This window comes from Streptomyces sp. NPDC049687 (assembly GCF_044465285.1).
Taxonomy (GTDB): Bacteria; Actinomycetota; Actinomycetes; order Streptomycetales; family Streptomycetaceae; genus Streptomyces.
Genome location: NZ_JBITLN010000022.1, coordinates 77,875 through 90,015, shown reverse-complemented (window position 1 = coordinate 90,015; position 12,141 = coordinate 77,875). Strand labels below are relative to the sequence as shown.

The window sequence follows — 12,141 nt, the reverse complement described above, 5'->3', positions numbered from 1 at the left end:
CCGAGGTGTGCACCGCGATCTCGCTCGGCTTGGCCACCACGGTGTTCCCGGCGGCCAGCGCGCCGATGATGGGGTCGATGAGAAGGTGCAGCGGGAAGTTCCAGGGAGCGATCACCAGGACCACCCCGAGCGGGTCGTAGGTGGTGTAGGCGGTGGTCGCGGGACCACCGAAGTGGGCGGGAACCTCCACCGGACGGGGCTGAAGCCAGCCCTCCAGATTCGCCAGTGCCTCGTCGATGTCGGCGACGGTGAAGTCGATCTCCTGCGTCTTCGCCTCGGCGGGGTTCTTCCTCAGATCCGCCCAGAGTGCTTCGGTCAGCTCCTGCTCGTTTTCGACCAGCAGTGCCCGCAGCCGCTGCAGCTGGTCGACGCGCCAGTCCAGTCCGCGGGTGACGCCGGTGTTGAAGGTCGCGCGGAGGCGGCCGACCGCCTCCGCGGCCGTTTCGCTCTGGCGTGTCCTCGGCTCGGTCGCCTGTGTTGCGGTCATGGGGTGTGCTCCGTTCTTGATGCACGCCGCGCGCCGTCAGGGGCGTTGGTGGCATGCCGTGGTACCGGTGATGGGCAGCCCGGTGGATGACGGATGAGGGGTCCATCCGTGCCTTCACTGTAGCCCATGTACGCGCTGACGCGAACATAGGGTGGGAGGTATCCTTCCCTCATGGCCAGCCGCACCTCCTCACCCCTCGTCCACCCCGACACGGACGACCTCGACCTCTTCAAGATCATGAGCGCGCTGACCGACGAGACCCGGCTCACCATCGTCGTCACCCTCGCCGCCTCCCCCGCTCTGGCCTGCAGCGGCTTCACGCAGGACGTCACCGCGTCCGTACTCACCCGCCACTTCCGCGTCCTGCGCGAGGCCGGCCTCATCCGGCAGCACGATGTCGGCACCCGCCGCATCAACACCCTGCGCAAGGAAGACCTCGACCAGCGCTTCCCCGGACTGCTCGACCTCGTCCTCAAGGAGAGCGTCGGCCGCGTGGAGCCCTACACGAACGCCGAGAGCGCCTGACCCTCCGGAGCACCCCTCCACAGCCGCGACGAACCGGACCCACCACAGCCAGGTGTCCAGCTTGCGGCCGGCTTCCATCACGTCGAACGACACGGCGAACGGGTGCGGATCTCTGGGACACGGACGGCGTCGGCGTCCCAGCGGGCATAGCGCAGCAGTCGCTGCATCGGCCGGGGCCGGGCATGACCGGCCTGTTCGGCCAGTTGCCAGCAGTTCTTCCGCTCGGTGGCCGACAGCAGGCCGAGCAAGTAGGCGCGGGCCGTGGCCCGAGGTTCAACTCGGCCTAACGTCCTGCGATCCGAGCCATGACCTGGTCGAACATCGCCCGCCAGCGGGCAGGGTCTACGCTATGTCCCGCGGCCGCCGCACGATCTTCGTTTGTCCACAGACCAACCGATGATCAGGCGGTGGCGGTACCCGTTCCCAGCCAGGTCCGCCACAAGATCGCGAAGTCAGACTGGAGTACTGGGCCAGCTGTCCAACGCGAGGTTCGCGACTTGCAGCAGCTCAGGGCGGGAACTACCACTCGTGGCCTGGACGGCGATCCCATTGGCGACTGTTCTCAGGTAGAGCGCAAGCAGATGAGGATCTGCGGAAGGCGGAAGGTCACCGGCGTCCACCGCCTGTTGAAACCGGCGCGTCAAGTGGGCTATCCCCTCCTCACGCCATGCGATGAGGGCGTCTCGGACTGGGCGGCTCTCATCCCCGGTGGCCAAGGCACCGTGCACGCCAAGACAGCCCGTGGGGAACCCCGGCATGGTTGCCGCCTCGACCGTCCCGTGGAGCACAGCGGTAGCCACTGCTGCACTTGTGGGCTCTGCCAGAGCTCGGGCGAAGTAGGCGGTCAAGCCCTCGGTGTACCGCTCCAGCGCCTTGTGGAAGAGGTCTTCTTTGTTGCCGAACGCCCTGTACAGGCTGGGGCGGCTGATACCCATCGCTTCGGTGAGGTCGTCAAGGCTGGCGCCCTCGAAACCCTTTGACCAGAACACCAGGACTGCACGATCGAGTGCCTCGTCGATGTCGAACGCGCGAGGCCTGCCAGTAGGAACCGGTGTCGTCGAGGTCATTTCTCCATCCTACCCTTCGATACCGATCGGTACGGATGTGCTAAAGTCTTTCGTACCAATCGGTACGCAGCACGGAGAGGCGACATCGTGTCACAGACCGTACTCATCACTGGCGGAACCTCAGGCATCGGCTTGAGCCTCGCGCAATCCTTCGTGGAACTCGGGGCATCCGTCGTCGTTTGCGGGCGCTCGCAGGCTGCGCTCGACCGATTCGCGCAGGCACACCCGCAGGCGCTGGCCGTGCGGGCCGATGTGACGGACGCAGCCGATCGGGCAGCGTTGCTGCAGGCAGTCGCTGATCGCTTCGGGCGCTTGGACGTGTTGGTCAACAACGCCGGTACGTTCGAGGAACGAGACTACGCTGCCGGCAAGAACCCCAATGCGACTCTCGATGCCGAGGTGGCGTTGAACCTCACCGCCCCCATCCACTTGACGGGTGAAGTGCTCCAGCGATGGCCAGAGCCCGACGCGATCGTATTCATCACCTCGGGGTTCGCTTTGGTCTCGCCCACTCGCGCACCCACCCACGGCGCGGTGAAAGCCGGCCTGCACGGCTTCGCGGACGGCTTGCGCCGTCAACTCGCCCCGCAAGCTCACACCCATGTCCTCGAGGTCCTCCCACCGTCTACGGACACACCCATGAACGCCGAAGCCACGGGGAAGAAACTCACTCCCGCACAGGTGGCGGCGGTCACGATGAAAGCTCTTCGGCGCCGGCGGAACATGGCATTCCCCGGTCAGACGAAAGTCATGCCCGCCATGCTGCGCATCGCGCCGGGCACACTACGACGCGTCGTCGCCGAGCTCTGAACCCCATAGAAATCCATCCCCCAGCAACAACCTCACCGAGCGGGCCGAGCGGGCTCCCGTCTCCCGCGAAGCCGAAGGCAAGTAGCCGCTTCGGCCTAAGGCCAATGCCGTTGCAACAGCTCGTTGGCGTACGCTGCTGTGTAGTGCTCCCGGGGTGGTGCGGGTGTCTGCGGACGTCGGTGGGTTATCGGGTTTGGGGTTGCTGGCCCAAGGGCTCCGGGAAGAGTCCTGATCGTCCGTTTTGATCACGGGATGCTGTGGAGGGTGAGGGCATCTTCGGGTTGGGCGTGAGTGCGGCGGCCACGCTTCTACACCGCGCCCGCCTTCGGGTTCACGTTCTTCTCGAGGAGTTCGTTCATCTCTCCGTACGCCATCGACGCCTTGCTGTTGCTCTCGTCGTTGAAACGCATCAGATAGTGGTACATCACGCTCACGCACTTGTCGCGGCTCCGGTATTCCGCGTTGCCGGTGAGCTGCAAGTCCTCGGAGATTTCCATGATCCTGCCATCGGGCGTGGTGTACAGCGGGTGCCACATGAGAGTGACGGCGGGATTGAGCCGCTGGATCATGCGCAGTTGGGGGATCTCCTGCGCGATCAGGACACTGTCGGGATTGTAGGCACGCAGGAATACATGCACGGGACCTGTCGCGCGCTCGACGAAAGCGGTGGAGAGGACGTTCCACAGCGGCGCCTGGAGCTTCCAGTTGGCGTGCAGCTCCAGCTGGTCCACGACCTTCCCGAGCCGGGTGAACTCCAACGGGGTGTGTCCCTTGCCGTGTGCGTAGACGCTCACGTCGAAGCCGCCCGACCAGAGCGCCAAGGTGGGAGTGGTGATCTTCAGATGGTCGCCCACGAGGTTGACGAACTCGCGGTACCAGGTGTTCGAGGCCCGAACCTTACGCCGCTCCGCGGGATCGATCGATTCGTCCGAGGATTGCCGGTTCAGCTCCTCCTGCTCCAGGACCCCGCCCAGCAGAAGCTGCCAGGCGCTCTCGATCACATCCGTCGGGAACCCGCCCTGCTGCATCATCTTCTGAAATACGGCCCATTCAGGGTGCTCCTCCGCCTTGGCCGCGTAGTGCTCCGTGGGCGCGTTGGCCGACGGTCTGCGGCGTTGCACCGTGAGCGCGGGCCCCGCCTCGCCAGCCATCGCCCGTTGGGCCGTGTGCCCGGTGGCCGGGGTGTCCCCGGACATGACGCGCCGGGCGTTCTCCTCCGCGGCGACCTCGTACCGGTCGGACGGGTCGGAGACCTTCAGCCCGTTGCCATTGTCCGTACCCGAGACGGGACCCTGCCGCTGCTGGACGACATGGGTGAGTTCGTGGGCGAGCGTATGCCTGTCGCTGCCGCCCTCACCAATGACGATGTGGCTGCCGGAGGTATAGGCGCGGGCCCCGATCTCCTGGGCCGACTTCTTCGCGGCCGCGTTGTCATGAATCCGTACGTCGCTGAAGTCGACGCCGCCGAACCGCGCCTCCATGTCGTGCAGCTGCGGCCGGGAAAGGGGCTGGCCGGGCATGCCCAGTACGTCGTGCGCGGCCATCCGGCGCTGCACAGGCTCCTGGCACCCGTCGCCTGCCGCGTGACGCTGTACCGGGCGCTCAGAGCCGACGCTCCTCTTCGGATCTTCCCTCGCCTCTTCCCTCTGTGTCGGCTCCGTTGTGTGACGCTGCTCTGCCAGGGCGCGAGTGACCGCCGAGTTCCCCGCTGCCCGCTGTACAGCCAAGATCGCCGCGACAGGACCGACGCCACCGTGGCGCGCTATTGCCGGTGAAGCGCTCCGCTGAGCAGGAAGTTGCGCGAGTGGTGGCCTGGCATCGTCCCTGCCCTTCTCGTTCCTGATTCGCTCCTGCATCCTGCGGCCTTCTGTGATGTTGCTAGCTGACCACTCAGGTCTAGTGCACAGGCCAGCAGGCCGGTAGAGGCGCCCGGGCACAGTATGCGGACGCGGGGGGCAGAACACCTGCACGGTGCACACCTCGGGCACCACCGATCGCCAGCGAGGAGGAAAGGAGGAGACATCGAATGTGGCCGGCCGAGCCGTTCTGAGTCAGGAATTCTGTTCAGATGTACAGGCTTGCTCCATGGCACGGACGGGGCGGCCCAGGGCCGAGTTGACACTGTCGGACGAGGAACGGGCCGCTCTCGACGAATGGGTGCGGCGACGTTCCACGCCGCAGACGTGGGCATTGCGGTGCCGGATCGTCCTGGCCTGCACGGGTGCGTCGAACAAGGACGTGGCCGCTGAACTCGGTTCCACGCCACATGCGGCAGGCCGCTGGCGGGCCCGGTTCGTGCAGCACCGGATGGCCGGTCTGGGTGACATGCCACGTCCGGGCGGCCCCAGGACCGTGACGGACGAGCAGGTCGCCGCAGTGGTCACCAAGACACTGGAATCCACTCCGAAGAACGGCACGCACTGGTCGACGGGGTCGATGGCGAAGGAGATGGGTCTGTCGCAGTCGTCGGTGTCCCGGATCTGGCGGGCGTTCGGCCTGCAGCCGCACCGGTCGGAAACCTTCAAGCTGTCGACCGACCCGTACTTCGTCGACAAGGTCCACGACGTCGTCGGTCTCCCCGGCGCCGTGGCCCTCGGTGCGGCCGCCGCCCGGCTTGGCCCCGACACCGTGGCATCGAGCTGGACGGACGTCGCCGACGCACTCGCGCCTCCTGGGAAGTGGCGCAGGCGATCGGCCGCCGGAGCGATTACGTCGAGCAGGAACCGCACGGCCGCCCCGCCCACGTGCCGTCGGTGGGGCCGTCTTGAGCGACCCGCGAACCGACCCGCCGACAGCCCGACCCGATGTGCGTGATCGTCGGTGACGGGCTCAAGGACCTGCCGGGACTGGGCGTGGCCGCACGGCGTCCGCAGACCCGCAGACGATCAGCGGGCCGAGCCGCCGGTAGGGTCCGCTGGTATGACTGTCGCTCGTTCCGTTGCCCTGTTCATCGTGGCCGCCCTCTTCGAGATCGGCGGCGCCTGGCTGGTCTGGCAGGGCATCCGCGAGCACAAGGGCTGGATCTGGATCGGCGCCGGTGTCATCGCCCTCGGCCTGTACGGGGTGGTGGCCACCTTCCAATCCGACGACAACTTCGGGCGCATCCTCGCCGCGTACGGCGGGATCTTCGTGGCCGGGTCGATCGCCTGGGGCATGGCCGCCGACGGCTACCGCCCCGACCGCTTCGACGTCATCGGCGCCCTGGTATGTCTCGCCGGCATGGCCGTGATCATGTACGCCCCCCGCAGCCACTGACCCACGCACGCCCGGACCCCGACAGCCCGTGCCACCCTCGTGCAGAGCGGCCATCCCGTCGGCCCAGGTCGTCCTGCATCCGGCCCGGGCGACGCTACCTCCTCGGCGAAGACGGGCATGCCGAGGTCAACCAGCTGAATGCGTCCGCCGGAGGGAGTGTTCATCAGGCTGCCGAGCTTGGCCAATGCGGCACCGAAGCTGAGGTGAAATCCTTCGACCTCGCCGGGCCAGCCGTGGGCGCGGGGGCCGCGGATGCGTTCGCGGAGGCGGTGCGCGAGGTCCTCCAAGACCGGGATGACCGGGCACGGATGCCGCTCTGCGCTGGCACGCGTTCCTGAGGCGTTTGGCCTTGAGCACATCTTCCGTGAGGTTCAGCAGACGCCCGCCTGGACCGCTGCGAAGATGAGTACTCTCTCGGCGTCGCTCGAATCCTGACCCTTTGACGGCGTATCAAATCTGACCCCACTTGGTGATCTTCACCTGACCCTGGCCTTGGTGATCAAGGTCAGAAGGGCAGAGGTGATCCACGTGGAAGGCTGGGCAGAGATCCGCCACCTGCACCAGGCCGAGCAGATGCCGATCCGGGCGATCGCCCGGCACCTGGGCATCTCGACTCGCCAGGCAGCGGACCGCTGGACATGGCTGATCACCACCGCCCACACCCCACTCCGCCTCGCCTCTCCGACGGCCGAGGATCCGTCGCCGGCCCCGAAACGGCCCACCGAACCCGACCGGCCCGGCCCCGGCAGGCCCCTCCGCGCGAAGAACCGGCACCCTGCCACCCGCCACGACGCGGAAAGACCGGCGAACGAAGCGGAGACGTTCACCGAACGAGCCCGGGCCGGGGGACAAAGAAAAACGCAGTGAACACACGAGGACTTCGGTGTCCGCCTGCCATCCGGACGCACTCGCCGTCCTGGTCACCGGCTCCCCCCACGGAGGTCTCCCTCAAGGGATGTTCCTCAGCACACCGGCACTCGGGACTGGGCGGGAACACCCCGGGGCAGTTGACCGTTCACCTATACGTGGCCGGCGGAGGGGACAGTGTGCCCGGGCCTCACCCATAGCCCATGGGGACGATCGTCCGGCTGAAGCCCCATGGAGCCTTCCGCCGAGAGGCGACCGCCCTCCCCCGCCACCGCCCTACGGCCCCGGCTGGTCTCCCCCGTCCAGCCGGGGCTTTCGCGCGCTGACGACCGGCGCGGGGTTCTCCGGGGACGCCCAGGCCGCCGGAGGCGACAGTCCAACAGCCCCCTTCAGGCGAGGTGGAGGGTGGCCAGGGCCGTGGTCCAGTCGGTGACAATGGCCTGCTGCGCGGCTGCGAGGGTGGCCTGGCCCTTGCACACCGCGGTGTGCAGCTTCGTCTCCACCGCATCCTTCTTGTTGTTGACCCCGGAGCCCTTGCGGTGGCCGGGGTCAGCGGGTTCCACCCACAAGTTGCGGTAATCGTTGGGGTCTCCGCCCAACTGCAGGCTGATCAGGTGGTCGTACTCGGCGTCCCCCATACGGCCGGTGAAACCGTAGGCGGCGGCATTCAGTTCCTTCTCTTTGCCGGTAACGGAGGTCGACGGGCGGATGCCGGAGGTGTAACCGCCCTTGCGGCAGATGGTCGATGCCAGGTTCGCCTGCGTGACCGCCGGGGAGATGGCGCCGGGCGTGCACTTCGGGTCCTCCAGCGGCTCCCCGTGCTCGCGGCGGTAGTGGCAGGAGCCTGCGGCCGGCTGCTGCTGCACCGTGTACTTCTTCTGCGGACCGGCCCCCACGGCGATCGCACGCCCACCTGCCCCACCGGAAGTGTCCGTCCCCGACGGGCCCGCCACCGGCGTCCCGCTCTCCGACGCGGACAAGCCACCGAGCGAACCGGGCGAGCAGCCCGCCACGCACAGGGCGGCGAGCAGGACCAACGAAGCAGCACGACGGGCAGAACGCATGACGACCTCTCACAGGAAGCGACGGCTGAGCAGATGCTCCCCCACCCGCCTGCCGCCACAGCACCCGGGGGTCTTCCCGAGGGCCGCGGATGCCCGGCCGCACGCCCTGAGCGCCCACATGGCCAGCGCTGAACTGATCTGACCGGAAGGTGCGGTTCGTGTGCTGGCCGCCATGGCACCCGACCGCCTATGGAACCTGCGTGTTCGACCGGGAGGGCTATGACATCGGCCGCCTGCTATAGGCGGTGTGCGACGCCTCCCGCACCGCCGGCATCAACAGGGCCTCCATCGACCCCGACTACCAGCGCCAATGCCTTGGACGGCGCCTGATCCGCCAGGGCCCTGACCGACGACCGGACTACAGCTGCCAGACCACCCACTCACGGCTGACCGACGGTAGGCGCAGCGCCGCACTTACTTGCCGAGCCGCTTGAGGTTGCGGCGCAGGGCCCGGTGGATCACAGAATGGTGTCCTCCCACTCTCCGGGCTTGTCGGAGATCTCCTGCAGCAGTTCGGCGAAGGCGTCGCTGTCCAGGAGCAGGGCGCTGTAATCCAGCGGGATCCGCTTGTCGTTGATCACCGCGGTGGGCGTACCGGGGCCTTCGGGCTCCTGGGCTCCCCCGGCCTTCTCGTAGGCCTTCTGAGAGGAAGTCACGAAGGAGCGGTACTTCATGGATCTCACGGCCGCATCGAACTCCGGGCCGCGCAGGCCCTCCACCTGGCCGGCCAGTTTCAGCAGGTAGGCGTCGGTGTAGCCGTCGACGCTCTCCTCGGGCTGGTTGGCGTAAAGCACCTCGTGGTACTCCACGAACTTGCCTTCCTCAAGCGCGGCGCGCAGCGCGTTGACCGCCTTCTTCGACCCGGTGCCGCCGACCCGGTCGTCCAGGAAGGAGGCGAGGGTGTACTCGGCCCTGGCCGAGCGGTCGAGCATCGCCTCACGCAGTTGCGGACCACCGCCGGTGGTCTCGAACTCCTCGCAGTACGGACATCGGGGATCCTCATACAGGTGCACCCTCACAGGCGCGTCGGGATCGCCAACCGTGATGGTGATGCCGTCCGCACTGAGCCTTTCCGGCAGTTCCTCAGCGCTCGCGAAGTCAGGGCCGTTCTGCGCCCCTCGCTGCCCGCACCCAACCATCACCAGCACTGCGGCCGCGCAGACCACAGCCCGCCGCCCCTTACGCACCATGCGTCATCCCCCTCCCCTGAGAACAACGCGACCCTAGATCATCCATACGACAACCGCACCAGCAAAACCCTTCCAGGCCCGTTCGCGGGAGCTCTGAGCGCAATCTCCGGGCGGGCGCCTCCCGCAGGCGTCATGAGCCAGTCCGGCAATCAGCGCGCGACGCTGCGCATCAGTCCCTCGAGGTCGCGTTCGCCGGCCGGTGTTTGTGCCCCGTCCTGCAGGCCCCCGCTGATCAGGTGCTGAGCGGTCGGCAGACTGAACGTAGAAGCCCAGGCGTGGTTCTCACGCAGGAGTCCTTCCTTGAAGTCATCGGCGGGCAGCGAGTGCTTGGCTGCTTCGATGACACCGTCGGGCAGCGCGGCGATGTTACGAGCGATACGGTCGACGTACTCGTCGAGCTCGCCGGCTGGCAGGGCCCGGTTGATCCAGCCGTAGGACGCTGCGGTCTCGGCATCGAACAAGTCGGCGGTGAGGATCACCTCCAGTGCGCGGTTGCGACCCACGCGGTCCCGGAGGTACTGCGTTCCGCCTCCGCCGGGGATGATGCCCATCAGCGCTTCGATCTGACCGAGTCCAGCGGTTTCGATGGCGGCGAATGTCATGTCCGCTGCGGCCACGAATTCCGCCCCGCCTCCGCGGGCCTTGCCTGCGAGCTTCACGATGGTCACCTGGGGCTGGTGGCGGATCAGCTCACCGATCGCCTGGAAGACGTTGACGTCCGCCGGCGCGGATGCGGCCAGTTCCTGGAGGGTGTCCATTTCTTCCCCGATGCGCATGTCCACGTGAGCGATGAAGAATTCCGGGTCGGCGCTCGAGAAGACGATCACGCGGACGGAAGGATCGTCCTTGAGGGCCGTCAGTAGCGTCCGCAGCTCACGCATCATCGTCGTTCCGAGCGCGTTCACCGGGGGATTGTCGAGGACTATCCGGGCGACGCCGTGTTCGCTGCTGAAGCGCAGGGTCGAGTAGGCATCGTTCGTCATGAGGTTCTCCATTGGTTACCGCAGGGCATGTAGGTTTGCCATGCATACCTACCGTCGCGGCGGGCGCCCAGATGGTCAAGAACGCACTTTGGGAGCACCTAGGATCATGAAGGACACCGATCTGCACGGCGTTGACGCCAGAACACGGACGGTTTTCCGGGCGGACTGCCCCAGCCGGCCGATCCTCGACCAGATAGCGGACAAGTGGTCGATGATGGTGATGGCGCTGCTGGAGCGGCCCACCCGGTTCAATGAACTGAAGCGGTGTCTGGAGGGCATCACACAACGGGTCCTCACCCAGACACTGCGCCGTCTCGAGCGCAACGGCATGATTCAGCGCACGGTGCTGCCGACCTCACCGGTCGGCGTCGAGTACTCCCTCACGCCCCTGGGCGAGTCCCTGCGTGAGCCGTTCGGCCTGCTCTACGACTGGACCGTCGAGCACAGCGGAGAGATCCAGAACTGCCAGCGGGCGTACGACACCAGGGCTGACGCTCAACCGCCTGTTCAATGATGTCGATGTGCAGGTGGACCGCCGGGCCCAGTCGGCCCGTGTCGGCTTTCTCGTCCAGCTGGGGGTGGCGCCCTTCCGGGCGAGGCGCCCGGTCATGGCTGCCGGAGGCGTTGCCGGCCGCGCACGTCTTGTCGGCGCGACCCGCGATTCGGTGTGCCTCGTCCACGACCGCCAGGTCGAACGGCGGCACCGCGTACCCGTACTCCGGGCCTGTTTCGATCTTGTTCAGAAAGTCGTCGAGCTCGGGGAGCACCCGAAGGGGTGTACCTTCTCGCGTGATCGACTGATGGTCATCGAGTAGGCCGGTCCACAGCACCGGTCGGGAAGGCACGCCCGTGCTCAGGGCAGTCAACGACGACGGCACCACCGCCAACGGCTACGTCGCCTTCATGGACCGCGACCTGTCGGAAGTCGACTACGTGTACGTATGGGCCGACGGCACCCACCTCAAACGTGCGCCTGGAGGAAGCCAAAGCCTGCGTCCTGGTGCTCATCGGAGTCCGCGCCGACGGCTCCAGGGAATTGGTCCCACTCGCGGCACCGGCTCCCGCACCGCCGCCCTGGCCATGGTCTTCCAGCTCGTCGAGTCCGCCCAGCAACGGTGGCGCGCGGTGAACCCACCCCACCTCGTCGCCCTCGTCCGCGCCGGAGCCCGCTTGGAACGCGGCCAGCTCGTCGAGCGACCCGAGGCGGTCGCTGCATGAGTCGGCCGTCGCACGGCATGCTGCATCACGTCGAGCTGTGGGTGCCGGACCTCCATCGCGCGCTCGCCTCGCTCGGCTGGCTGCTTGAGGCGCTGGGGTATGCCCTCTCCCAGAGTTGGGAAGGCGGACGTAGCTGGCGGCTCGGGCCGACCTACCTGGTCATCGAGCAGTCGCCGGCCCTCACCGCCGAAGAGCACGACCGCTGCCGCCCGGGGCTGAACCACCTGGCCTTCCACGTCGAAGACGCCACCACTGTCGAGAAGCTGGTGGCCGATGCCGCCCAGCACGACTGGCACCTGATGTTCCCCGAGCGGCATCCCTACGCCGGCGGCGGACAGCACTATGCCGCCTACCTGGAGAACGACGACGGCTTCGAAGTCGAACTCGTCGCGATCAACTCATTTGAACGAAAGTGAGACCAACCGATCCACAGGTCTTGACGATTACTCATGGAGCGGGCCGCGCCCTCCGCGGCCTGCTCAAGGTTCTCGGTGCTCTCGCTCATGTGGATCCCGGTCTCCTTGCGAGGTGTGGTCGAAGACGGTCGGTTAAGCGGCAGAGGACGGCTACGGCCGGCATGCGGGATGGGTCGACTGACACCCCGGCCAGGAGCGGCGAACCGTCCAGCAGGGCGTACCTGGGTGCCTGCGCGTGCCTGTCATGGTCGCCGATGCT

14 protein-coding genes and 2 pseudogenes are annotated in these 12,141 nt (G+C 67.2%); 9 read left to right on the top strand and 7 right to left on the bottom strand.

Annotated features, from left to right (window positions below; all coding sequences use genetic code 11):
* On the bottom strand, positions 1-487 hold a 487-nt coding region (locus tag ACIBVL_RS40375; protein WP_399105736.1), incomplete at its 3' end, for an aldehyde dehydrogenase family protein.
* A 171-nt stretch (positions 488-658) separates the two neighbouring features.
* Between ACIBVL_RS40375 and ACIBVL_RS40370 the strand changes: the two genes are divergently transcribed.
* A complete protein-coding gene (locus ACIBVL_RS40370) occupies positions 659-1,012 on the top strand; it encodes an ArsR/SmtB family transcription factor (protein WP_399105734.1) in 354 nt (117 codons plus the stop codon).
* Positions 1,013-1,089: 77 nt separating this feature from the next.
* Here the strand turns inward: ACIBVL_RS40370 and ACIBVL_RS40365 are convergent, their stop codons facing one another.
* A complete protein-coding gene (locus tag ACIBVL_RS40365; RefSeq protein WP_399105732.1) occupies positions 1,090-1,260 on the bottom strand; it encodes a hypothetical protein in 171 nt (56 codons plus the stop codon).
* A gap of 204 nt (positions 1,261-1,464) precedes the next feature.
* Complete coding sequence (locus tag ACIBVL_RS40360; RefSeq protein WP_399105730.1) at positions 1,465-2,079, bottom strand: TetR/AcrR family transcriptional regulator; 615 nt, start codon at positions 2,077-2,079, stop codon at positions 1,465-1,467.
* Between the two features lie 87 nt (positions 2,080-2,166).
* Here ACIBVL_RS40360 and ACIBVL_RS40355 point away from each other — a divergent pair, with 87 nt between their 5' ends.
* A complete protein-coding gene (locus tag ACIBVL_RS40355; protein ID WP_399105728.1) occupies positions 2,167-2,889 on the top strand; it encodes an SDR family NAD(P)-dependent oxidoreductase in 723 nt (240 codons plus the stop codon).
* 308 nt (positions 2,890-3,197) lie between these two features.
* Here the strand turns inward: ACIBVL_RS40355 and ACIBVL_RS40350 are convergent, their stop codons facing one another.
* Entirely contained in the window at positions 3,198-4,445 is a 1,248-nt protein-coding gene (locus tag ACIBVL_RS40350) for a DUF4157 domain-containing protein (RefSeq protein WP_399105726.1), read from the bottom strand.
* A gap of 472 nt (positions 4,446-4,917) precedes the next feature.
* On the opposite strand from ACIBVL_RS40350, the gene ACIBVL_RS40345 reads away from it, so the two are divergent.
* From ACIBVL_RS40345 to ACIBVL_RS40335, 3 genes are all read left to right on the top strand, one after another.
* Positions 4,918-5,703, top strand: a complete 786-nt coding sequence (locus ACIBVL_RS40345) for a helix-turn-helix domain-containing protein (protein WP_399105724.1) — start codon at positions 4,918-4,920, stop codon at positions 5,701-5,703.
* Positions 5,704-5,808: 105 nt separating this feature from the next.
* Positions 5,809-6,144, top strand: coding sequence for a YnfA family protein (locus ACIBVL_RS40340; RefSeq protein WP_399105722.1), 336 nt, complete (start codon positions 5,809-5,811; stop codon positions 6,142-6,144).
* 495 nt (positions 6,145-6,639) lie between these two features.
* On the top strand, positions 6,640-7,011 hold the full coding sequence (locus ACIBVL_RS40335) for a hypothetical protein (RefSeq protein WP_399105720.1): 372 nt from the start codon (positions 6,640-6,642) through the stop codon (positions 7,009-7,011).
* A gap of 389 nt (positions 7,012-7,400) precedes the next feature.
* Here the strand turns inward: ACIBVL_RS40335 and ACIBVL_RS40330 are convergent, their stop codons facing one another.
* From ACIBVL_RS40330 to ACIBVL_RS40320, 3 genes are all read right to left on the bottom strand, one after another.
* The gene (locus tag ACIBVL_RS40330; protein WP_399105718.1) at positions 7,401-8,075 is read right to left on the bottom strand and encodes a hypothetical protein; all 675 of its coding nucleotides are present in this window, start codon (positions 8,073-8,075) and stop codon (positions 7,401-7,403) included.
* Positions 8,076-8,533: 458 nt separating this feature from the next.
* Entirely contained in the window at positions 8,534-9,214 is a 681-nt protein-coding gene (locus ACIBVL_RS40325; protein ID WP_399105746.1) for a DsbA family protein, read from the bottom strand.
* Between the two features lie 200 nt (positions 9,215-9,414).
* Complete coding sequence (locus ACIBVL_RS40320; protein ID WP_399105716.1) at positions 9,415-10,248, bottom strand: enoyl-CoA hydratase/isomerase family protein; 834 nt, start codon at positions 10,246-10,248, stop codon at positions 9,415-9,417.
* Between the two features lie 106 nt (positions 10,249-10,354).
* On the opposite strand from ACIBVL_RS40320, the gene ACIBVL_RS40315 reads away from it, so the two are divergent.
* The 4 genes and pseudogenes from ACIBVL_RS40315 to ACIBVL_RS40300 all read left to right on the top strand — a co-directional run bounded on the left by ACIBVL_RS40315 (position 10,355) and on the right by ACIBVL_RS40300 (position 11,882).
* Positions 10,355-10,762, top strand: coding sequence for a winged helix-turn-helix transcriptional regulator (locus ACIBVL_RS40315; RefSeq protein WP_399105714.1), 408 nt, complete (start codon positions 10,355-10,357; stop codon positions 10,760-10,762).
* Between the two features lie 383 nt (positions 10,763-11,145).
* Positions 11,146-11,299: pseudogene (locus tag ACIBVL_RS40310) on the top strand (transposase); the annotation flags it as partial.
* Positions 11,293-11,466, top strand: a pseudogene (locus tag ACIBVL_RS40305) (IS256 family transposase); the annotation flags it as partial. The pseudogenes ACIBVL_RS40310 and ACIBVL_RS40305, both read left to right, overlap by 7 nt.
* A complete protein-coding gene (locus ACIBVL_RS40300; protein WP_399105712.1) occupies positions 11,463-11,882 on the top strand; it encodes a VOC family protein in 420 nt (139 codons plus the stop codon). The pseudogene ACIBVL_RS40305 and the gene ACIBVL_RS40300, both read left to right, overlap by 4 nt.
* The last annotated feature ends 259 nt before the right edge of the window (positions 11,883-12,141 follow it).